Origin of the sequence: Comamonas sp. F1-6, assembly GCF_039581415.1 — a bacterium.
In the GTDB taxonomy this organism is placed as follows: domain Bacteria; phylum Pseudomonadota; class Gammaproteobacteria; order Burkholderiales; family Burkholderiaceae_C; genus Comamonas; species Comamonas thiooxydans.
In genome coordinates this window covers 21,296-42,984 of record NZ_JBCPWN010000016.1, presented here as the reverse complement: position 1 = coordinate 42,984, position 21,689 = coordinate 21,296, and the positions used below count along the sequence as shown (strand labels likewise).

Sequence of the window (21,689 nt, the reverse complement as noted above, 5' to 3'; positions counted from 1 at the left end):
CTTTGGGGAGAGACTTCCGGGGCGATCAGGCCGCAGCGACTTCCTTCTTTGCAGAGCGTGCCTGCATGAACTTGCCCAGTCCGACCACCAGCACGGCACCGACCGCAGCGGCAGCATAGTGCAGCCAGGGGTGAGCCATGGTGTAGCCATGCAGCAGGTTGTCGTTGACGATGGTCTCGCCGCCCACCCAGCCGATCAGCGCCGCGCCCAGCGTGACGATGACGGGGAAGCGTTCCATGAGCTTGATCATCAGCGTGGAGCCGAAGATCACCAGGGGAATGGAGATGGCCAGACCCAGGATCAGCAGCACCATATTGCCCTGGGCGGTAGCGGCCACGGCAATCACGTTGTCCAGGCTCATCACCAGGTCGGCAATCAGGATGGTGCGGATGGCGGTCATCATGGAGCCATGGCCCTTGGATTCGCCCTCGCCGTCTTCGTCGCCGGTCAGCAGCTGATAGCCGATCCACAGCAGCAGGCAGCCGCCCACAACCTGCAGGAAGGAGAGTTCCAGCAGCTTGGCAGCCACCACGGTCAGCACGATACGCAGCACCACGGCGGCGCCGGAGCCAAACATGATGGCTTTCTTTTGCTGTTCAGGGGGAAGAGAGCGCGCGGCCAGTGCGATGACCACGGCGTTGTCGCCGGAGAGAATGATGTTGATCCAGATGATCTTCACCAGGCCGATCCAGAAATCGGCGCTATTGAGAAATTCCATTTGTGACTCCACTGTTTTGAATATGAAAGCGCCGCATTGCGCGGCGCTTTCTTTTAAGAGTGGAGGCAGTGTAGGGCGCGAAGCCCATCTTGCCAGTTCGTAATACTGCGTAAATTCAACGCTGTATCACGAACTTTTGCACGAGCTTACTTCTTCAGCAGGCCTTGCAGCAGGCGACCCATTTCGGAAGGGTTGCGGGTGATGGTGAAGCCGCACTCTTCCATGATGGCCAGCTTGGCATCAGCAGTGTCGGCACCGCCGGAGATCAGGGCACCTGCGTGGCCCATGCGCTTGCCGGGAGGGGCAGTCACGCCAGCGATGAAGCCCACGATAGGCTTCTTCATGTTGGCCTTGCACCACTGGGCAGCTTCGGCTTCGTCGGGACCGCCGATTTCACCGATCATGATCACGGCATCGGTGTCGGGATCGTCGTTGAAAGCGCGCATCACGTCGATGTGCTTCAGACCGTTGATGGGGTCGCCACCGATACCGACGGCGGAGGACTGGCCAATGCCCAGTTCGGTCAGCTGAGCCACGGCTTCGTAAGTCAGCGTGCCGGAACGGGACACCACGCCCACGCGGCCCTTCTTGTGGATGTGACCGGGCATGATGCCGATCTTGATTTCGTCAGGCGTGATCAGACCGGGGCAGTTGGGGCCCAGCAGCAGAGTCTTCTTGCCGCCGGCAGCTTCCTTGGCCTTCATCTTGTTGCGCACTTCCAGCATGTCGCGCACGGGGATGCCTTCGGTGATGCAGATGGCCAGGTCCAGGTCGGCTTCAACAGCTTCCCAGATGGCCGCAGCAGCACCTGCGGGAGGCACGTAGATCACGGACACGGTAGCGCCGGTTTCCTTGGCAGCGTCCTTGACGGAACCAAAGATTGGGATGTCGAAAATCTTTTCGCCAGCCTTCTTGGGGTTCACGCCTGCCACGAAGCAGTTCTTGCCGTTCGCGTATTCCTGGCACTTTTCAGTGTGGAACTGGCCGGTCTTGCCAGTAATGCCCTGGGTGATGACCTTGGTGTCTTTGTTGATAAAGATCGACATGTTTCTATCTCCGGGGCGTATTACTTAACGGCAGCAACGATCTTGGTCGCTGCTTCAGCCATGGTGTCGGCAGCGATGATGGGCAGGCCGGAATCCTTGAGGATTTGCTTGCCCAGTTCTTCGTTGGTGCCCTTCATGCGCACGACCAGAGGCACGGACAGGTTCACGGCCTTGCATGCAGTGACCACGCCGGTGGCGATGGTGTCGCACTTCATGATGCCGCCGAAGATATTGACCAGAATGCCCTTGACTTCGGGGTTCTTGAGCATGATCTTGAAGGCTTCGGTCACCTTCTCGGCCGTAGCGCCGCCGCCCACGTCCAGGAAGTTGGCTGGTTCGCCGCCGAACAGCTTGATGGTGTCCATGGTGGCCATGGCCAGACCGGCGCCGTTCACCAGGCAGCCGATGTTGCCGTCCAGGGAGATGTAGGCCAGATCGAACTTGGATGCTTCGATTTCGGCAGCGTCTTCTTCATCCAGATCGCGGAAAGCCACGATTTCGGGGTGACGGAACAGAGCGTTGGGGTCAAAGTTGAACTTGGCGTCCAGGGCCATCAGGTCGCCCTTGGAGTCGCAGTTCAGGGGGTTGATTTCCACCAGCGACGCGTCGGTGTCCATGTAGCACTTGTAGATCTTGGCGAACAGATCCACGGCCTGGTCCACGGACTTGCCTTCCAGACCGATGGCAGCTGCCACCTTGCGCGATTGCGCTTCGGTGATGCCGGTCAGGGGGTCGATCATCTCGGTGATGATCTTTTCGGGAGTGGAGTGGGCCACTTCCTCGATGTCCATGCCGCCTTCGCTGGAAGCGATCAGGGCAACCTTCTGTGTGGCGCGGTCGGTCACCAGCGACACATACAGTTCGTTCTTGATGTCGGCGCCGTCTTCGATGTACAGGCGGCGAACCTTCTGACCTTCGGGGCCAGTCTGGTGAGTCACCAGCTGCATGCCCAGGATCTGCTCGGACAGCTTTTGCACGTCCTCGATGGACTTGGCAACCTTCACGCCGCCGCCCTTGCCGCGGCCACCAGCGTGGATCTGGGCCTTCACCACCCACACGGGTCCACCCAGCTTCTGGGCTGCTTCAACAGCCTCTTGCACGGTAAACGCAGGAATGCCACGGGGAACGGGCACACCAAATTGGCGCAAGATTTCCTTGCCTTGGTATTCATGAATCTTCATGACTTTGTCTCTCTGAACTGAGGGGAAATACCCGCTTGCCACCGACTCGGGGGAGCCTGGCCATCGGGTTCATATGACATGGCGAGCAGGAATGTACCATGCTGCACCGCGCAAAACGACACCTGAACATGCGCAAAATCCACAATTTCGCGCAACTTTGTCGTGTTCCGGAAACAGCTGCAATGCCTTGAATTCTTTAGGGAAATTATTCCTACACGATATCTTTTCTTCCCGCAACTTTCTTATGTCTTATATACGAGTCAAGGACATTGGGGCAGCGGCTGGCAATGTGCTGACAACCGCTAATAGCTGCTACGTCCACTGGGCCATTCGCGCGAGACTTGCCCAAAAGACAGGCAGTGCACATCCCTGACGAGATTCAAGGACAATCACCGTTCGGAAAGCGGCAATGGTGCCGCAGGCAGCGGCATATAAACCAAGAAATGCGCGCGCCGGTGCAGGAGAAAATGCAATGGCAAAAGTCTTTATTGACGGAGAAGCAGGAACCACGGGCCTGCAGATCCGTGATCGTCTGGTCGATTTTGCAGGTGTGGAACTGGTCAGCATCGACCCCGCACTGCGCAAGGACCCGGCCGCCAAGCGCGCTCTGATTGCCGGTGTGGATCTGGTCATCCTCTGCCTGCATGACGATGCCGCCCGTGAAACCGCAGCCATGGTGGACTCCATCACCGCAGAGACAGGCCGCGCCATCAAGATCATCGACGCCTCCACTGCCCACCGCACGGCCGCAGGCTGGGTCTACGGCTTCCCCGAACTGCGCGCCGGCCAGCTCGACGCCGTGAAGAGCGCCACCCGCGTCTCCAATCCCGGCTGCTACGCCACGGGCGCCATCGCCCTGCTGGCACCGCTGGTGGCTGCCGGCCTGATTCCCGCCGACTACCCCGTGAGCCTACCCTCCGTGTCCGGCTACACCGGCGGCGGCCGCACCATGATCGAAGCCTATGAAGGCGGCGATGCCGCACCTTACGAGGCCTACGCGCTGGGCCTGTCGCACAAGCACATTCCCGAAATCCTGCACTACACCGGCATGACCCGCCGCCCCGTGTTCATCCCCGCCGTGAGCAACTTTGCCCAGGGCATGCTGGTGCAGCTGCCGCTGCACCTGGATCTGCTGCCCGGCGCACCCAAGGCCGCCGACCTGCACGACGCCCTGGCCAGCCATTACGCCCAGACCAACACCAGCGCCAACTGGGTCAGCGTGTTGCCGCCTACTGATGACAACAAGCTGGCCGCCGACACCCTGGCCAATACCAACAAGCTGGAGTTGCGCGTATTTGCCAACGAGCAATACCGCCAGGCCGTGCTGATTGCCCGCCTGGACAATCTGGGCAAGGGTGCCAGCGGCGCTGCCGTGCAAAACCTGCAGATCATGCTGGGTCTGTAAGCCCTGCCCTGCTCCCGAAAAAACGGCCCTGGTGGCCGTTTTTTGCTTTCCACGTCCTGGCAAAAATCGAAAAAGAAATTAATTTTTCATATTTTCATTTTTGAAATTTAAATTTCTTGTTTTGTCCAGACGGAAAAGCACCGGCTGTGCTTTGCGCAAGCCACTTCTATAGTCGCCCCATCTGAGCTGTACCTGCCAGAGCCTTTCCCGGCCTTGTGATGCCGGCCGCGCCTGACCCCCGGCGCGGCGGCATCCGCGCAGGCAGCAGTGGATGCGCGGAGCTGCTACCCCTGCTCTCGTAGCCGTTCTCAGTCCCACTGTTGTACGAAAGCGAGGAAACCATGTCTTCCATCCCCGTCTCGGCGGCGCGCAGCGATGTCAGCACCGTGCAGGAGCGCGACATCACCTTTGGCCGCATCATCTGGCGGCTGATTCCGTTTCTCACCCTGATCTGGTTTCTGGCCTGGGTAGACCGTGTCAACGTCGGCTTTGCCAAGCTGACCATGATGAGCGACCTGCAATGGTCCGACGCCGTCTATGGCGCAGGGGCCGGCATCTTCTTCATCGGCTATTTCTTCTTTGAAGTCCCCAGCAATCTGCTGTTGCACAAGTTCGGGGCCAAGAAGACCATCATGCGCATCACCATAGGCTGGGGCGTGACCGGCATCCTCATGGCCTGGGTGCAGACGCCTTTGCAGTTCTATGTGCTGCGCTTCTTGATGGGTGCTTTCGAAGCCGGCCTGCAGCCCGGCGTGATTCTCTATCTGACCTACTGGTTGCCGGCGCACCGCCGCGGCAAGGCCCTGGCGTTCTTTGTCTCGGCGTCGGCCCTGTCGCTGATGCTGGGCAGCCCGATTGCCGCCTATCTGATGGAAACCTTCCATGGCGTGGCCAATCATGCGGGCTGGCAATGGCTGTTCATCATCGAAGGCATTCCGTCCGTTCTCGCGGGCATTGCTGCCTACTTTCTGCTCAGCGACACACCGGCCAAGGCCCCCTGGCTCAGCGCCCGTGAAAAACAGCATGTAGCCGAAGAGCTCAAGGCCGAGGAAGCCTCTTTGGGCCAACGCGAGCACAGCTTCTGGGCCTCCATGCGCAATCCTCGCATGCTGATGCTGATCCTGATCTTCTTCTGCATCGTGGCCGGCAACTCCACGCTGGTGTTCTACGGACCCAGCATCGTCAAATCCGTGGGCATCACCGACCTCAAGACCTTGGGCTGGGTCATGTCCCTGATCTACGCCTGTGGCTGGATAGGCATGGTGGGCAACGGCTGGCTGTCCGATCGCAAAAAGGAAGTGCGCTGGCACACGGCGATTGCCGCTGCCATGGGCGCTGTCGGGCTGGTGCTGACGGCCTTGTTCCTGCAGCAGGGCAATGTGACCGGCGTCGTCGCGTCTCTGGCTCTGTCATCGCTGGGCACCATGGGCTCCATCCCCGTGTACTGGCAGATTCCCAACCGCTTCCTCTCGGCCACTGCCCTGGTCGTGGGCCTGGCGGTCATCAACTCTGCAGCCAATCTGGCCGGCTACTTCTCGCCGCAGTTGCTGGGTCTGCTCAAATCCAGCAGCGGCTCGTATGCGCCAGGCCTGCTCATCATCGCTGCCGTGGAGTTCTGTGCCGCCATTCTGGTGCTGCTGTTCGTGAAGCGCGACAGCGCCGGGGTCGCCAAACAGCATCCATGACCCATAGGCCGCAGGCCAGATGCAATATGCGCAAGCAGTTCCACGACAGCGATGACAATATGCACGGCATGACCGTCAACGGCAGAGTGCCGGGCCGCGCATAGCGCAGCCCTCGCCCTTACCCTCCAAAGCCGCAGGTCTGCGGCTTTTTTCATATCTGCATTCATCAATTTCGCAGCAGCCTGCGCAGCATTTACAAGGTTTACATGGCAGTTATTGTGAATTTTTCAGATAGGACTAACGTTAACAGATCCTGCTTCAGGAGCAGGAACGGCTGCGCATGAACGCAGCCGCCGCGCAAAAGGCCACGGCCATCGGCCTGATCGCCGTACTCTGCTGGAGCTGCACCGTGGGCCTGATGCGTGCCGTGGCCGAGCCGCTGGGCGCCGTCGGCGGCGCGGCCTGCCTCTACACCATGGCCGCCATCTGCATTGCCGCAGCACGCGGGCGCAAAGGCTGGCGCGAGCTGGCACGCTGGCGCAGCATGCACCCGGCCTATCTCTGGGGCTGCGGCCTGCTGTTCGTGGTCTATGAGATCTGCCTGTCCGTGGCCGTGGGCCTGGCCCACGACCGCAGCCAGGCCATGGAAATCGGGCTCATCAACTATCTCTGGCCCAGCCTCACCATCGTGCTGGCCGTGCTCTGCGGCCAGCAGGCGGCTCGCTGGTGGCTTTGGCCAGGCGTGCTGATCTGCCTGTGGGGTCTGGCGCGCGTGCTGGGCGGCGACAGCTTCAGCCTGCCGGTCATGTGGAGCCATGTGCTGGGCAACCCGCTGGCCTATGGCATGGGCTTTGCGGCCGCCCTGCTCTGGCCGGCCTACTCGCTGCTGGCGCGCCGCTATGGCGCCGGCTTCAACGCCGTAGGCCTGTTCGTGACCTGGACTGCCATCGCGCTGTGGCTCAAGTGGCTGATGCTGGGCGAGTCACAGCCCATGCTCTGGAGCTGGCTCACCGCCGGCCAGGTCTTGCTGGTCGGGGCGCTCACGGCACTGGGCTATAGCTGCTGGGAGCACGGCATCCAGCATGGCAAGCTGGCCCTGCTGGCTGCGGCGTCCTATTTCACACCCGTGCTCTCGGCGCTGATGGCCAGCGCACTGCTGCAGGTGCTGCCGGGCTGGAGCTTCTGGCAAGGCGTGGCACTGGTCACGCTGGGTTCGCTGGTCTGCTGGTGGGCTACGCGCAGCCACCGACATTGAGCCGGCGCCAGGTCGGCCGGGCGCTCAGGCGGTCAGCCAGATGCCCAGGCCGAGCACGACGGCATGGCCGGCCAGCAAAATCCACAACAGCGTCCAGGGCGGCTCGGTCAGGCCCTGCAGCATCTCCTCGATGCGAGCGCCCAGAAAGGCACGCAGCGCCGGATCGTCCTTGCCGCCTTCGCTGCCCCACTGGGCACGCGTGCGCCCCCATTCCTCGAGCAGGTCGGCCAGCGGCAGGCGATTGAGCACGCTGCGCACCACGAACTGCACGGCACGCCCGTTGCCCACCCAGGGCTGCAGATGCTCCATCGCCGCGCCCACTGTGAGCAGGTCGGCCGCCTTGTGCATGGCCTTGTGAGCGCTGGGCAGGGCCTCGATGCGCTGTGCCAGCATGGCAGCCAGGCGCTCGGCCAGGCCCTGACCGTAGCGCGCCACCAGCTTGCCTGCCGCGCGGGCGCGGCCCAGCTGCAGACCGACCATGAGGTAGGCGGGGATGATGAAGATCAGCACCACGGCCACCAGCAGCGGCGGCGACATCAGCAGGCTGATCACGGCGCCGTAGATGCCGGTATGGGCCGAGGCATGAATGCCCTGGCCGGGATCGGCCATCAGGCGGGAAAAATAGAACACGGCCGCGCCGCAGCCCAGCACCAGGGCCAGCAAGGCACCCAGCATCAGGCCGCCCAGCAGCGATTTGCCGGCACTCAGGCCCACGCGCAAGGCGGATGGGGAATCAGGGGGTTGCGAAGCAGTCAGCACGTGGGTCCCTCCGGTGTAAGAAGCTGTTGCCGCCGCAGGCGGGCGGGGACCGGGTGGCCGCCTCAGTCCTCGTCCTCGCTGTCGGGTGCAGGGGAGTATGGGGCATCGCGCAGCACGCGTGAAGCCACGCTGGACGAAAAGCCGCGCGAAGCCAGAAAGCGCAGCTGCCTGGCCTTTTCCTTGAGGTCGACGGGCACGCTGCCAAAACGCTTGCACCACAGCTCGCGCGCGCGCTGCAGCTCGCTGCCGCGCAGCTGCTCGCCCGCCTGGCGCACGGTCTCGTCATCAAGCCCCTTGCTGCGCAGATCATGCACCAGACGCGCTGCGCCATAACGGCCGGCCTTGCTGCGCAAGACAGACTCGACCACGCGCTCCACGCTGATGAAGCCCCGCTGCTCCAGCTCGTCGAGCACGGCATTCAGATCGTCGCCCTCCTCCACATGGGCGGCCAGCTTGCGCTGCAGCTCCAGCCGCGAATGCTCGCGCTGCGCCAGCAGCTTGAGGGCGCGGCCCTTGAGTGAAAGTTTGGCAAAGCTCACGACGCATCTCCAGAAACAAAAAGGCGCAGGACGAACCTGCGCAAAGATGGCAAACCTTTTGAGCAATGAGGCCCGCACTCAAACACTGGCGCTCACCAAGCCAGGGACATCAAGCAGGGGCCGCACCCGCAGCGAGGATGTAGTCCCCTTTCGCGAAAGGCGCATGGCGCCTCAGGGTGACTGAATCAACCTTCAATCACGCCGTCCTTGTCCACCTTGCCCTTGCCGCCCTTGGCAGGCTTGGATTCGGCAGCCGCAGCACCGTCCACGGGCAGCAGCTTGATGCCCAGGCTTTCGCGCACCTTGTTTTCGATTTCGATGGCCAGCGCGGGGTTCTCGCGCAGGAATTCACGCGAGTTGTCGCGGCCCTGGCCGATTTTTTCGCCGTTGTAGGCATACCAGGCACCGCTCTTTTCCAGAATCTTGGCGTTCACGCCCATGTCCAGGATCTCGCCTTCGCGGCTGATGCCTTCGCCAAACAGAATGTCGAACTCTGCCGTCTTGAAGGGGGGCGAGACCTTGTTCTTCACGACCTTGACCTTGGTTTCGTTGCCGATGGCCTCGTCGCCCTTCTTGATGGTGCCGGTGCGGCGGATATCCAGACGCACGGAGGCATAGAACTTCAGCGCATTGCCGCCGGTGGTGGTCTCGGGCGAGCCGAACATCACGCCGATCTTCATGCGGATCTGGTTGATGAAGATGACCATGCAGTTGGTCTTCTTGATGGTGGCCGTCAGCTTGCGCAGGGCCTGGCTCATCAGACGGGCCTGCAGGCCGGGCAGGGCGTCGCCCATCTCGCCTTCGATTTCGGCCTTGGGCGTCAATGCGGCCACCGAGTCGATGACGATCAGGTCCACGGCACCCGAGCGCACCAGACTGTCGCAGATTTCCAGAGCCTGCTCACCGGTGTCGGGCTGGCTGATCAGCACGTCGCTGAGGTTCACGCCCAGCTTCTGGGCATAGCTGGTGTCCAGCGCATGTTCCGCGTCGATAAAGGCGCAGGTGCCGCCCTGCTTTTGCATCTCGGCAATGACCTGCAGCGTCAGCGTGGTCTTGCCCGAGGATTCGGGACCGTAGATTTCGATCACGCGGCCACGGGGCAGACCACCTACGCCCAGCGCGATGTCCAGACCCAGGGAGCCGGTGGAGACGACCTGAATGTCTTCGATGGCCTCACCTTCACCGAGCTTCATGATGGTGCCCTTGCCGAACTGCTTTTCGATCTGGGCCAGGGCTGCAGCCAGGGCTTTGGCTTTTTCGCTGTTGGCGTCGTTGGTCTTGGCGATGGCGTTCATATCAGGCTCCGAAGTAGGTGAATGACTGTCTGTGGCCAGTCCTGTTTTTGCATTCAGGCTGGATGCTTGAACAGTAGTTTAGATGCGGATACTGCAGATTTATTTAAATATTTAGTCAGTTTGCCTTACTATTTATCCATGTCAGAAATCGCCCCTGTCACCCCGCCCGCCGATGCCTGGCGCCAGACCCATCTGGGCCGTTTGCTGGGCCATGCCATGCGCCGCTTCGATGCGCGCGTGCTGCAGCTCATGGCGCGTGCAGTGGAGGTGCCGCTGGCGCTATCCAATCTGGCGGCGCGCGACAAGGTAGGAGCGGCCCATATCCACATCACGCGCCATCTGTCGCTGGCTGGCGACCGGCTCACCGATCTGGCCGACAAGGCCGGCATGACCAAGCAGGCCATGGCCGATCTGGTGGCGCAGTGCGAAGCCTGGGGATTGGTCACGCGCGAGGCCGACCCGCATGATGCGCGCGCCAGGCGCGTGCGCTTCACCGATGCGGGTCTGGCCTGGCTGCAGGCTTTTCACGACGCCGTAAGCCAGGCCGAGGCCGAATTTCGCGAAGCCGTGGGCGCGGATGTGGCCACCGTGGTCGCGCTGGGCCTGGAAGCCTATGCCGAAGGCTACTGAGATTCTGTATTGACGCCTTCTTGACGCCTATGAGCGGCTGTCGAGAATTGCCCCGAACGGCCATGAGCCATCCCTACAATGGCAGCAAAAGTGCAAACAGGCACACATAACAAGCAGGAGACACACATGCGCATACTGATTGCCGAAGACGACCAGGTGCTGGCGGATGGCCTGCTGCGCACGCTGCGCAGCTCGGGTGCCGTCGTCAGCCATGTGGCCAACGGCAGCGAGGCCGATACCGCCTTGCTGACCAGCAGCGAATTCGATTTGCTGATTCTCGATCTGGGCCTGCCAAAGGTGCACGGCCTGGAAGTGCTCAAGCGCCTGCGCGGGCGCGGCGATGCGCTGCCGGTGCTGATTCTCACGGCCGCCGATTCGATCGAAGAGCGCGTACAGGGCCTGGACTATGGTGCGGACGACTACATGGCCAAGCCGTTTGCGCTGTCCGAGCTGGAAGCGCGCGTGCGCGCCCTCACGCGTCGCGGCATGGGCGGCGCCAGCTCCACCATCAAGCATGGCCCGCTGGTCTATGACCAGACCGGCCGGGTCGCCACCATAGACGGCAAGATGGTGGAGCTGTCGGCGCGCGAGCTGGGCCTGCTGGAGGTGCTGCTGCAGCGCGCGGGCCGCCTGGTCAGCAAGGACCAGCTGGTGGAGCGCCTGTGCGAATGGGGCGAAGAGGTGAGCAACAACGCCATCGAGGTCTATATCCACCGCCTGCGCAAGAAAATCGAGAAAGGCCCGATCCGCATCGCCACCGTGCGTGGCCTCGGCTACTGCCTGGAAAAGATAGCCCCCCCCTGAGCGGCTTTGCCTAGGCGGCCCCCACCGCTTCCCCCCGAGGGGGACGATGGCCTTTGCTGCGGGGCGGCCCTTGCTGGCCATCCCTGAGTTGGAATACGCCAGTTTTACAAGCATGAAAATTTTTCAGCGTGAGCAGCGATCCCTCTTCGGCGAGATCCTCGACTGGATGCTCACGCCGCTGCTGCTGCTCTGGCCCGTGAGCCTGGCGCTGACCTGGCTGGTGGCCCAGGGCCTGGCCAACAAGCCCTTCGATCGCGCGCTGGAGTACAACGCCCAGGCCCTGGCTCAGCTGGTCATCGTGCAGCGCGGCAAGGTGCAGTTCAATCTGCCGCAGTCGGCCAGCGAGATCCTGCGCGCCGATGAATCGGACACGGTGTTCTTCCAGGTCAGCGGCACCAGGGGCGAATATCTGGCCGGCGAGCGCGACCTGCCGCGCCCGCCCTCCGTCGACGAGGACACGCCCACCGGCTCGGTGCTGCTGCGCGATGAGGAATACAAGGGCATTGACCTGCGCGTGGCCTACATCTGGGTGCGCATGCCGCTGCCCGGCGAGCCCAACGCCCTCGTGCAGGTCGCGGAAACACGCGAAAAGCGCAGCGTGCTGGCCACGGAAATCATCAAGGGCGTGATGCTGCCGCAGTTCGTCATCCTGCCGCTGGCCGCCCTGCTGGTCTGGCTGGCGCTGGCGCGCGGCATCAAGCCGCTGCACCGGCTGGAGGAGCGCATCCGCGCGCGCAAGCCCGAGGATCTCTCGCCCATCAATCACAAGGATGTGCCGCTGGAGGTGGTGCCGCTGGTCGATTCGGTCAACGATCTGCTGCAGCGCCTGCATGACTCCATCGCCACGCAAAAACGTTTTCTGGCCGACGCGGCCCACCAGCTCAAGACCCCGCTGGCGGGCCTGCGCATGCAGGCCGACCTGGCCCAGCGCGAGGGCACGAATACCGAAGACCTGAAGCGCTCGCTGGCGCAGATCGGCCGCTCAAGCATGCGTGCCACCCATACTGTCAACCAGCTGCTGGCACTGGCACGGGCCGAGAGCGCCGTGCCCGCCATGCAGGGCTGCAACCTCGTGCGCATCGTCACCGACGTGGTGCAGGACTGCCTGCCGCGCGCCATGGACAAGCACATAGACCTGGGCTACGAGGGTGCCAGCGCCAGCACGCCCGGTGTCTGGCTCAACGGCAATGCCACGCTGCTGGCCGAGCTGGTGCGCAATCTGGTGGACAACGCCATCAACTACACGCCATCGACCAGCGAACAGCCAGGCGTGGTCACCGTGCGCGTGCAGGCCGATCATTTCGGCCAGATTCTGCTGCTGCAAGTCGAGGATTCAGGCCCCGGCGTGCCGCTGGGCGAGCGCGAACTGATCTTCCAGCCCTTTTACCGGGCGCTGGGCTCCGAAGCCGACGGCTCCGGTCTGGGCCTGCCCATCGTCATGGAAATCGCCCGTCAGCACGGCGCGCAAGTGCTGCTGCAGGATGCCAGGCCCGCTCATACCCCGCCGGGGGCGCTGTTTACCGTGCGCTTCAAGGCCATGCCCGGACAGCAGTGAAGCACAACCTAGAAATGCACCAATTCGGTGCCTCTCAAAGCTGAGAAGCCGCGCCAGGCTTGGCTTTGCGCCCGTTTGCCCCGATGCACGTATCGGAAACTGCGTATTTGGCAAGTTCTCGCTTACCCTAGAATCAATTCGATCATGGGTTGTCTGAAGAGTCGCTATTTGCGCTCTGCAAGACAGCAATTTGGAATCACTGGATCCTGGGAGCTTTTTGATGCAACGACGTCAATTCATCTACACCGCCGCTGCTGCCGCAGCCGCTTCTTCTTTCTCCGGCATGAGCATGGCGCAGGACACATCGCGTCCTCTGCGCATCGTCGTGCCCTTCCCCGCTGGCGGCCCCACCGACATGGTGCCCCGCAATATGCAGGACGTGCTGATCAAGCTGCTGGGCGGCCAGGCCGTGGTGATTGAAAACAAGGCCGGCGCCGGCGGCTCCATCGGCATGGCAGAAGTGGCTCGCGCCACCGATGGCGTGACGTTCGGTATTGCCACCCTGTCCACCCATGGCGTGAACCCCGCCGTGTTCAAGAAGCTGCCTTACGACGCGATCAACGACTTCGTGGGCGTGACCGAGATCGTCAAGGCCCCCGGCGTGCTGGTGATCAACCCCAAGCTGATTCCCGTGAAGACTTTTGCCGAGTTTGTGGCCTACCTCAAGGCCAACCCCGGCAAGGTGTCCTATGCCACCCCCGGCAACGGCACCATCGGCCATATGTGGGGCGCCCAGTTCCTCAAGAGCACGGGCACCGAAATGCACCACATCCCCTACCGTGGCTCGGCTCCTGCCATCAACGACGTGCTGGGCAACCAGGTTCCCGTGTACTTCGACCAGGTGAACTCTTCGCTGCCCCATATCAAGTCGGGCAAGGTGCGCGCCCTGGCCGTGTCCTGGCATGAACGCCTGGACGTGCTGCCCGATGTGCAGACCTATGCGCAGGCCGGTCACCCCGATCTGAACGAGCCGTCCTGGTTCGGCCTGGTGGCCCCCAAGAACACGCCCGCCGCACAAGTGGAACGTGTGCAAAAAGCCATCATTGCCGCACTCAAGGACCCTGCCGTCAAGCAACGCATGGCTGCTCAAGGCCTGTACCCCTCGGGCACATCGAGCGCCGACTTCACCAAGCAGATCGCCAGCGAAGTGGCCAAGATGAAGAAGCTGGCCGCTGTCGCCAATATTCATCTGGACTAAAAACAGGAGCTGGTTGCGCTTGTCGCAACTGGTTTTCCAATGCAAAAGGCCTGCAAATGCAGGCCTTTCTTGCGATAGCAGCTACGAAAATTACTTGGCGCAGGCCTGCAAGGCCTTGGGCACCAGATTCTTGCCAGCCAGCGCCGCCACTTCGTTGCGCAAGGTCGGCGTGGCCTTGGGCAGACGCAGCGCATAGGTCGTCACATCGGGACGCTCCTGCACCACGCGCGCGGTGCGCACGCCCTGGCGCGCGAAAGTGGCCAGCTGGCGCTGGGCGGCTTCTTCCGTCGAAAAACGTCCCAGCGACAGACCGGGCTCGAAGCTGCCGCCGGCGCGGTCGAAGTCGATATTCATCAGGCGCAACTCGCCGCGCTTGCGGTCCATGAATTCGGCGTCTGGGAACTTGCCCATATAGACCATCCAGCGCCCGCCCTGATGGCTGGCCACCAGCTCCCAATCGCTCTTGGACTTGCCCGCCAGCGCACGGCGAATGCTGTCGGCCTGTGCCTCTTCGATGCCGTTGGCCTGATAACAGGCCTCGGGCTCCTTGATGGCGGTCTTGGCATCCTTTGTGTCCTTGGCGTCCTTGGTTTCCCTGGCTGCGACGGTTGCAGCTTCGGGCTTGCCATCCGACTTGCTTTCGGGAGCGGCGGGCGGCGCGCTGTCGTCCACCGCAGGCGCTTCGGGCTCCATAGTCTTTGCCGGTTCAACGGCCGGAGCTTGTGCCGCTTCGGGCTGCTGCAGCACCAGGGCATCCGGCCTGATCTGCTCCTGAAGGCGCTGCGGCTCGGACTGCAACTCCGGCGCCAGCCCCATGCCGGCCAGATAGCCGTGGCTCCACATGTAGTAACCCGCGTTGCCCAGCAGCAAGAGCAGGAAAACGATTCTCAGCATAGGTTTCTCACATCAGTTATCCATGGGCTGCAGCCGCTCGCGGGCAGCCGAGCAAGGGCCTGGGCGACCCCGCAGCGAGGGCTGCGTCCTTCTCCCCTGGCGCGCAGCGCGTAGAGAGAGGAGGAAGGCGCAAAGCGCCTCAGGAGGTGCTTCATTTCAAGCCTGCAGCGGGCTGCCAGCCGGACGCACGCTGATTTCGGAACTGGTCACGGCTTGCAGCCCGGTCGCTGTACGCACCAGAAAGCCGCCATCGGCAGCCACACCCTGAGCCATGCCGCTCGTGCCGTCGCTCAGATTCACCTCGCGTCCGGCCAGCAGGTCGCGCTGGGCGAAACGCTGCATCAGCGGAGCAAAGCCATGCCGGGCAAAGCTCTGCACCTCGGCCACCAGGTTGGGCAATATGCAGGCCAGGGCCGTGGGCGCATCCAGTGCGGCATCGAGCTCCTGCAGGCAGGCCGGGGCTGTGCGCATGCCGTCACCGGGACGGGGACGCACATTGATGCCGATACCGATCACCACATAGCGCGGAGCCGTCATATCGTGCTGTTGGCCGCCAACAAAGCTGGCGGTCTCGATCAGAATGCCGGCCAGCTTGCGGTCGCCCTCCAGCCACAGATCGTTGGGCCATTTGATGCCGATCTTGGGCGCCGCCCCCGCTGCGGGAAGCTGGGGCTGCAGGCTCTCGGCCACGCTCACGCCCACTGCCAATGACAGCCCCGACCAGTCGCGCGGTGCCAGCGGCAGGCCCAGCGAGAACATCAGCGAATCACCGACGCCGCTGACCCAGTTGCGGCCCAGGCGGCCTCGGCCCTGGGTTTGCTGCTCGGCAATCAACAGCACCGGATCCGTCAGCCCGTCGCGCGCGCGGCGCATGAGTTCGGTATTTGAGGAGTCGATGGTCGGCAGCACCTCGACCGTAAAGCCCGGCAACTGCGGTGCAATGGCTTCCCACAAGGCTTCGGCATTCCAGTGAATCGGCTGAGTCATTTTTTATCTATCCAAATCTAAAAACTGGCGCAACGCAAGTCAGAGACGCCAAGCAAGGGCAGCCCCGCAGCGAGGGCGTCGTCCCCTTCCCATAGCGCAAAGCGCGTAGAGAGAAGGGGAAGGCGTGCAGCGCCTCAGGGGATGCTTGCAGGCATCGGCGGTTTCCAGCCCCTTTTCGGCGCCAGCATGGTGCCGCGGCAGTTCGCAGCGCCGCAGTAGCAGGCATATTCAGCCTTGAGCTTGGCCGTATAGCGCTCCTCCACCATCAGGCCATAGTCGTAGTTCAGTTCTTCGCCCGCTGCAATATTGCGCAGCGCCACGATATAGACGCGACCGTCGATCTCGTCGGTGTAGCAGTTGGGCGCGCAGCTGTGGTTGATCCAGCGCGAGGAATTGCCCTTGTGCGTGGCATCTATCACCCGCTCATCGTCGACCTGAAAGTAAAAAGTGTGATTGGGCTGGCTGGGATCATGCGGATGACGGTCCTGCGCCTCCTGCCAGTCAATCACTTCACCCACGTACTCAATAATGGTTTCGCCTTCCGCAATATCCTGCGCGGCGAAAACGCCTTTGCCATGAACGCCGGAGCGCCGGGTCTGGATGCGTCGGCCCGTTGAAGAGGCCAGTGATGTGCGGGGCATGTTTTCTCTGATACTTTGAATATGCACACATGTGCGCATGCGCGCGCGTGAGAAGCGAATTGTATGAGCCTGAGTTTCGATTCGGGTTCAGGTGGTTAATGACGACGAGAACACACAATGACTAAAACCCTGGTGATTGCAGAAAAGCCTTCTGTCGCACAGGACATCGTCCGTGCGCTGACCCCGGTGGCAGGCAAGTTCGAAAAACACGATGACTATTTCGAATCAGACAGCTATGTGGTGACCAGTGCGGTCGGCCACCTGGTGGAGATTCAGGCGCCCGAAGAATTCGATGTCAAGCGCGGCAAATGGAGTTTTGCCAACCTGCCGGTCATCCCCCCGCGCTTCGACCTCAAGCCCGTGGACAAGACCAAGACCCGCCTGAACGCCGTGGTCAAGCAGGCCAAGCGCAAGGATGTGACCGAACTCATCAACGCCTGTGACGCGGGCCGCGAGGGGGAGTTGATCTTCCGCCTGATCGAGCAATACGCGGGCGGCGCCAAGGGCGGCCTGGGCAAACCCGTCAAGCGACTGTGGCTGCAGTCCATGACGCCGCAGGCGATTCGCGACGGCTTCAACAATCTGCGCAGCGATGCCCAGATGCAGGGCCTGGCCAGCGCCGCGCGCAGCCGCTCCGAAGCCGACTGGCTGGTGGGCATCAACGGCACGCGCGCCATGACGGCCTTCAACTCGCGCGACGGCGGCTTCTTCCTGACCACCGTGGGCCGCGTGCAGACACCCACCCTGTCCCTGGTGGTGGAGCGCGAGGAAAAGATCCGCAAATTCGTCAGCCGCGACTACTGGGAAGTGCACGGCACTTTCGACGCCCAGGCCGGCCAGTACCTGGGCAAGTGGTTCAACCCACAGTGGAAGAAATCGGACGATGCCGAGGCCAAGGCCGACCGCCTGTGGAACAAGGCCGATGCCGAAGCGATTGCCGCCGCCGTGCAGGGCAAGCCAGCCCAGGTGACCGAAGAGAGCAAGCCCACCACCCAGGCTTCGCCCCTGCTGTTCGACCTGACCAGCCTGCAGCGCGAGGCCAACGGCAAGTTCGGCTTCTCGGCCAAGACCACGCTGGCGCTGGCGCAAAGCCTGTACGAACGCCACAAGGCCCTGACCTACCCTCGTACCGACTCGCGCGCCCTGCCCGAGGACTATCTGCCCGTGGCGCGCCAGACCTTCGACATGCTGGCCACCAGCGGCATGCGCCATCTGGCACCCTTTGCCCAGCAGGCCATCAACGACAACTACATCCGTCCCACCAAGCGCGTCTTCGACAACAGCAAGGTGTCGGATCACTTTGCCATCATCCCGACCACGCAGGCCCCTTCGGGCCTGTCGGAAGCCGAACAGAAGCTGTACGACCTGGTCGTACGCCGCTTCATGGCCGTGTTCTTCCCCAGCGCCGAATACCAGGTCACCACACGCATCAGCAAGGTGGAGCAGCACAGCTTCAAGACCGAGGGCAAGGTGCTGGTCAAGCCGGGCTGGCTGGCCATCTACGGCAAGGAAGCAGCCAACGAGGTGGAGGACGCCAAGGAAGGCGACAAGGGCCAGCCCCTGGTGGCCGTGCAGCCCGGCGAGCAGCCGCGCACCCACCACGCCGATGTCAAGGGCCTCAAGACCAAGCCGCCGGCACGCTACTCCGAAGCCACGCTGCTGGGTGCCATGGAAAGCGCCGGCAAGCAGATCGACGACGACGAGCTGCGTGAAGCCATGCAGGAAAAAGGCCTGGGCACGCCAGCCACGCGCGCGGCCATCATCGAAGGCCTGCTGACGGAAAAGTACATGCTGCGCGAAGGCCGCGAGCTGATCCCCACAGCCAAGGCCTTCCAGCTGATGACGCTGCTGCGCGGCCTGGAAGTCGAGGAGCTGTGCCGTGCCGACCTGACCGGCGAATGGGAATTCAAGCTGTCGCAGATGGAAAAAGGCCAGCTCTCGCGCGAAGCCTTCATGCAGCAGATCCAGGCCATGACCGAGAAGCTGGTCAAGAAGGCCAAGGAATACGACCGCGACACCATTCCCGGTGATTACGCGACGCTCTCCACGCCCTGCCCCAACTGCGGCGGCGTGGTCAAGGAGAACTACCGCCGCTACGCCTGCACGGGCGCCAATGGCGCCAGCGAAGGCTGCGGCTTCTCGTTCACCAAGTCGCCGGCCGGCCGCACCTTCGAGACGGCCGAGGCCGAGCAGCTGCTGCGCGAACGCCGCATCGGCCCGCTGGAAGGCTTCCGCTCCAAGGCCGGCTGGCCGTTCGTGGCCGAGGTCGCCATCGTGCGTGACGAGGAAAACAGCAACTTCAAGCTGGAATTCGACTTCGGCGACGACAAGGACTCCGAGGACACGGGCGAGATCGTGGACTTTGCCCACCAGCAAAGCCTGGGCCCCTGTCCCAAGTGCGGCTCGCCCGTCTTCGAGCATGGCGCCAACTATGTCTGCTCCAAGGCCGTTCCCACGCTGGCCCAGACCACGCCCAGCTGCGACTTCAAGAGCGGCCAGATCATCCTGCAGCAGCCCATCGAACGCGAGCAGATGAGCAAGCTGCTGCAGACCGGCAAGACCGATCTGCTGGAGAAGTTCGTCTCCAACCGCACGCGCCGCAACTTCAAGGCCTTCCTGGTCTGGGATGGTGCTGCGGGCAAGGTGAACTTCGAGTTCGAGCAGCGCGAAGGCAAATACCCGGCACGCAAGACTGCCGGCGCAGCGGCGGCCAAAACCACGACGGCTGCCGCCAAGAAGACAGGCACGGCAGCCAAGAAGACCGCCGCCAAGACAGCGACCAAGACCGCTGCGGTGAAGAAGCCCCGCACCGTGAGCGCCACGCTCAAGCCCAGCGCCGACCTGGCCGCCGTGATCGGCAGCGAACCCACCTCGCGCCCCGACGTGATCAAAAAGCTCTGGGACTACATCAAGGCCAACGGCCTGCAGGACGCCAAGGACAAGCGCGCCATCAACGCCGACGCCAAGCTCAAGCCGGTGTTCGGCAAGGAGCAGATCAGCATGTTCGAGCTGGCCGGCATTGTGGGCAAGCATGTGAGCTGATCGCCAGCCCTGCCGCAATGACCAACGAGGACCGCCACGGCTTGCCGCTGGCGGTCTTTTTCATTTCAGGCAGCGCAGCGCAAGGCGTTCAGATAACCGGATATGGCCGTGTTGGCGCGCTGGCGCAGCAAGTCCAGATCCGGCGGTGCATCGGCGGCCAGATAGCTGTGATTGAACAGGCCGTACAGAATGCACTGGCTCACCCGTGCTGCATCGCGCACCGGGTAGTCCGGTGGCAGATCGGCGGCCTGCTCTATGGCTGCGGCCCAGGCGTCCACAAAGCGCTCGAACATCTTGCGGTAGGCCTCGGAAGTGGAGTAGTGGCGCTCCAGCAGATAGTGGGCACCCCATTCATCTGCCCGCTCGCGGTGCGCCTGCAGCTGTGACTCGATCACCGCCTCGGCAATCTGCATCAGCGGCTGGCCCGAATGACTGCCGGTCACGCCGCGAATGCCCAACAGCAGCGACTTGGAACGCAGATGCAGGCAGACCTTGGCCAGGTCTTCCTTGCCCGAGAAGTACTCGTAGAAGCTGCCCAGCCCGGTGCCCGCCACCAGGACGATCTCGCGCACGGTGATTTCCGCGTAGCTGCGCTCAAGCAAAAGCCGAACAAAGGCGTCCTGCAGGGCCTGAAACGTCTGCCGCGCGCGGGACTGCAAAGGGCGGCGACGCCCTGCTGTCGCGGTCGAAGGAGTGCGTGGTTTCATGCTGGCCAAATCCGAACACCTTTTTTGCACGGTTTCCTAGAATTTTTGACAGGTACCTTGATGCCATTGTGCATTGCGGCCTGGTGAATAAAAAATTCTTATGAGAGGACGGAGACAAGCATGCACCCTCGTATTTCCACTCCCCTGGCGGCAGTGGCTCTGGCCTTCGCATCACTCGTTCATGCGCAGCCGGCCACGGTGGTGAAGATTGCCTCGCTGGATGCCATGAGCGGCCCCATGGCGGGGCTGGGCCTGAACATACTCAAGAGCTTCCAGTACAGCGCCAAGCTTGCCAACGAGCAAAGCTGGGCCGGTGCCGTGAAGTTCGAGGTCGTTCCCTTCGACAACCGCCTCTCCGCACAGGAGGCGCTGAGCCAGCTCAACTCCATCATCGGACAGAACATCCGCTATGTGGTGCAGGGTGCCAGCTCCTCGGCCGTGGGCCTGGCACTGCAGGAAGCCATCGAAAAGCACAACAGCCGCAACCCCGGCAAGGAAATCATCTACCTGAACTATGCGGCCCAGGCACCGCAGATGACCAATGCCAGGTGCAGCTACTGGCACTTTCGCACCGATGCGAACTCGGACATGAAGGTGGCCGCGCTGACCTCCTATCTGGCCGGGCAAAAGCAGGTGAAGCAGGTCTTTCTGCTCAACCCCAACTATGCCTATGGCCAGGAAGTCTCGCGCGCCGCACGCAGCATGCTGGCGGCCAAGCGCCCCGATCTGAAGATCGTGGGCGATGACTTCCACCCGCTGGGCCAGGTCAAGGATTACTCCCCCTATATCGCCAAGATCAAGCAATCCGGGGCCGATGCCGTCATCACCGCAGACTTCGGTGCCGATCTGGCGCTGATCGTGCGGGCCGCACGCGAAGCTGGCTTGAGCACGGACTTCTACACCCTCAACGGCAACAACTTCGGCGTGCCCAGCGCCATGGGGGCAGCAGGGCAAGGCAGGGTCAAGCTGATCTCGGCCTTCAGCCCCAACTCTGAGCCACTGGCAAGCAACCCGCTGCTGCCGGGCTTCAAGCGCCAGTTCAACGAGGACTTCATCAACGGCCTGGGCCACAACGCCATGCTGATGCTGGCCCAGGCCATACGCGAAGCCAAGTCCGTGGAACCTGCCGCCGTCGCGGCCAGGATGTCGGGCATGCGCTTCGAGGGCATCAACGGCCCCGTGGAAATGCGCAAGAGCGACCACCAGGCCCAGCAACCCATCCATGTGCTGAGCTGGGAACAAGTGGACGGCAAGGCCGTGGTGCATGACCAGGAAGGAACGGGCCTGGGATGGAAGCCCGTGAGCACGGTTTCCGCACCGGCGGCCAGCCTGGACACCAGCTGCAAGATGAAGCGGCCATCCTGAACCTGCACCCTGGCGGCCCCTGACCGCCAGTTGCGCATGACAT

19 protein-coding genes are annotated in these 21,689 nt (G+C 62.7%); 9 read left to right on the top strand and 10 right to left on the bottom strand.

Translation table 11 applies throughout. From position 1 onward, the window contains the following. Positions 1–25 precede the first annotated feature (25 nt). The 3 genes from AAIL66_RS16330 to sucC form a co-directional block, all read right to left on the bottom strand. Complete coding sequence (locus tag AAIL66_RS16330; protein ID WP_034351067.1) at positions 26–718, bottom strand: TerC family protein; 693 nt, start codon at positions 716–718, stop codon at positions 26–28. Between the two features lie 146 nt (positions 719–864). Then, entirely contained in the window at positions 865–1,764 is a 900-nt protein-coding gene (sucD, locus tag AAIL66_RS16325; RefSeq protein WP_003064739.1) for a succinate--CoA ligase subunit alpha, read from the bottom strand. A 20-nt stretch (positions 1,765–1,784) separates the two neighbouring features. Further along, positions 1,785–2,945 carry an ADP-forming succinate--CoA ligase subunit beta gene (sucC, locus tag AAIL66_RS16320; RefSeq protein ID WP_003064741.1) on the bottom strand — a complete coding sequence of 387 codons (1,161 nt, stop codon included), beginning with the start codon at positions 2,943–2,945 and terminating at the stop codon, positions 1,785–1,787. Between the two features lie 472 nt (positions 2,946–3,417). Here sucC and argC point away from each other — a divergent pair, with 472 nt between their 5' ends. From argC to yddG, 3 genes are all read left to right on the top strand, one after another. Continuing rightward, positions 3,418–4,350 carry an N-acetyl-gamma-glutamyl-phosphate reductase gene (gene argC, locus AAIL66_RS16315; protein WP_054074263.1) on the top strand — a complete coding sequence of 311 codons (933 nt, stop codon included), beginning with the start codon at positions 3,418–3,420 and terminating at the stop codon, positions 4,348–4,350. 341 nt (positions 4,351–4,691) lie between these two features. Continuing rightward, on the top strand, positions 4,692–6,035 hold the full coding sequence (locus tag AAIL66_RS16310) for an MFS transporter (RefSeq protein WP_343497230.1): 1,344 nt from the start codon (positions 4,692–4,694) through the stop codon (positions 6,033–6,035). Between the two features lie 280 nt (positions 6,036–6,315). Then, the gene (gene yddG, locus AAIL66_RS16305) at positions 6,316–7,230 is read left to right on the top strand and encodes an aromatic amino acid DMT transporter YddG (protein ID WP_034351073.1); all 915 of its coding nucleotides are present in this window, start codon (positions 6,316–6,318) and stop codon (positions 7,228–7,230) included. Between the two features lie 24 nt (positions 7,231–7,254). Here yddG and AAIL66_RS16300 read toward each other — a convergent pair whose 3' ends face one another. From AAIL66_RS16300 to recA, 3 genes are all read right to left on the bottom strand, one after another. After that, positions 7,255–7,989, bottom strand: a complete 735-nt coding sequence (locus tag AAIL66_RS16300; protein WP_343497229.1) for a hypothetical protein — start codon at positions 7,987–7,989, stop codon at positions 7,255–7,257. A gap of 62 nt (positions 7,990–8,051) precedes the next feature. Continuing rightward, positions 8,052–8,528 carry a recombination regulator RecX gene (gene recX, locus AAIL66_RS16295; RefSeq protein WP_034351075.1) on the bottom strand — a complete coding sequence of 159 codons (477 nt, stop codon included), beginning with the start codon at positions 8,526–8,528 and terminating at the stop codon, positions 8,052–8,054. 185 nt (positions 8,529–8,713) lie between these two features. Next, complete coding sequence (gene recA / locus AAIL66_RS16290) at positions 8,714–9,823, bottom strand: recombinase RecA (RefSeq protein ID WP_034394511.1); 1,110 nt, start codon at positions 9,821–9,823, stop codon at positions 8,714–8,716. A gap of 138 nt (positions 9,824–9,961) precedes the next feature. On the opposite strand from recA, the gene AAIL66_RS16285 reads away from it, so the two are divergent. From AAIL66_RS16285 to AAIL66_RS16270, 4 genes are all read left to right on the top strand, one after another. Further along, positions 9,962–10,453 (top strand): MarR family transcriptional regulator, encoded by a 492-nt coding sequence (locus tag AAIL66_RS16285; RefSeq protein WP_012840368.1) that lies wholly within the window; start codon positions 9,962–9,964, stop codon positions 10,451–10,453. Positions 10,454–10,579: 126 nt separating this feature from the next. Continuing rightward, positions 10,580–11,257, top strand: a complete 678-nt coding sequence (locus tag AAIL66_RS16280) for a response regulator transcription factor (protein WP_003064757.1) — start codon at positions 10,580–10,582, stop codon at positions 11,255–11,257. 112 nt (positions 11,258–11,369) lie between these two features. Next, positions 11,370–12,812, top strand: a complete 1,443-nt coding sequence (locus AAIL66_RS16275) for a sensor histidine kinase (protein WP_039050368.1) — start codon at positions 11,370–11,372, stop codon at positions 12,810–12,812. A 220-nt stretch (positions 12,813–13,032) separates the two neighbouring features. Further along, positions 13,033–14,010 carry a tripartite tricarboxylate transporter substrate binding protein BugE gene (locus AAIL66_RS16270; protein WP_003064761.1) on the top strand — a complete coding sequence of 326 codons (978 nt, stop codon included), beginning with the start codon at positions 13,033–13,035 and terminating at the stop codon, positions 14,008–14,010. A 90-nt stretch (positions 14,011–14,100) separates the two neighbouring features. On the opposite strand, the gene AAIL66_RS16265 is transcribed toward AAIL66_RS16270, so the two are convergent. The 3 genes from AAIL66_RS16265 to AAIL66_RS16255 all read right to left on the bottom strand — a co-directional run bounded on the left by AAIL66_RS16265 (position 14,101) and on the right by AAIL66_RS16255 (position 16,532). Next, positions 14,101–14,904: a hypothetical protein gene (locus AAIL66_RS16265; protein WP_034394517.1), complete on the bottom strand. Its 804-nt coding sequence runs from the start codon at positions 14,902–14,904 to the stop codon at positions 14,101–14,103. Positions 14,905–15,060: 156 nt separating this feature from the next. Continuing rightward, positions 15,061–15,891, bottom strand: coding sequence for a biotin--[acetyl-CoA-carboxylase] ligase (locus AAIL66_RS16260; protein ID WP_003064764.1), 831 nt, complete (start codon positions 15,889–15,891; stop codon positions 15,061–15,063). A gap of 134 nt (positions 15,892–16,025) precedes the next feature. Further along, entirely contained in the window at positions 16,026–16,532 is a 507-nt protein-coding gene (locus tag AAIL66_RS16255) for an SET domain-containing protein-lysine N-methyltransferase (RefSeq protein WP_003064766.1), read from the bottom strand. Positions 16,533–16,649: 117 nt separating this feature from the next. Between AAIL66_RS16255 and AAIL66_RS16250 the strand changes: the two genes are divergently transcribed. Continuing rightward, on the top strand, positions 16,650–19,574 hold the full coding sequence (locus AAIL66_RS16250) for a DNA topoisomerase III (protein WP_012840372.1): 2,925 nt from the start codon (positions 16,650–16,652) through the stop codon (positions 19,572–19,574). Positions 19,575–19,639: 65 nt separating this feature from the next. On the opposite strand, the gene AAIL66_RS16245 is transcribed toward AAIL66_RS16250, so the two are convergent. Next, positions 19,640–20,233 (bottom strand): TetR/AcrR family transcriptional regulator, encoded by a 594-nt coding sequence (locus AAIL66_RS16245; protein ID WP_343497262.1) that lies wholly within the window; start codon positions 20,231–20,233, stop codon positions 19,640–19,642. Between the two features lie 168 nt (positions 20,234–20,401). Between AAIL66_RS16245 and AAIL66_RS16240 the strand changes: the two genes are divergently transcribed. Then, positions 20,402–21,646, top strand: coding sequence for a branched-chain amino acid ABC transporter substrate-binding protein (locus AAIL66_RS16240; RefSeq protein ID WP_343497228.1), 1,245 nt, complete (start codon positions 20,402–20,404; stop codon positions 21,644–21,646). Positions 21,647–21,689 lie beyond the last annotated feature (43 nt).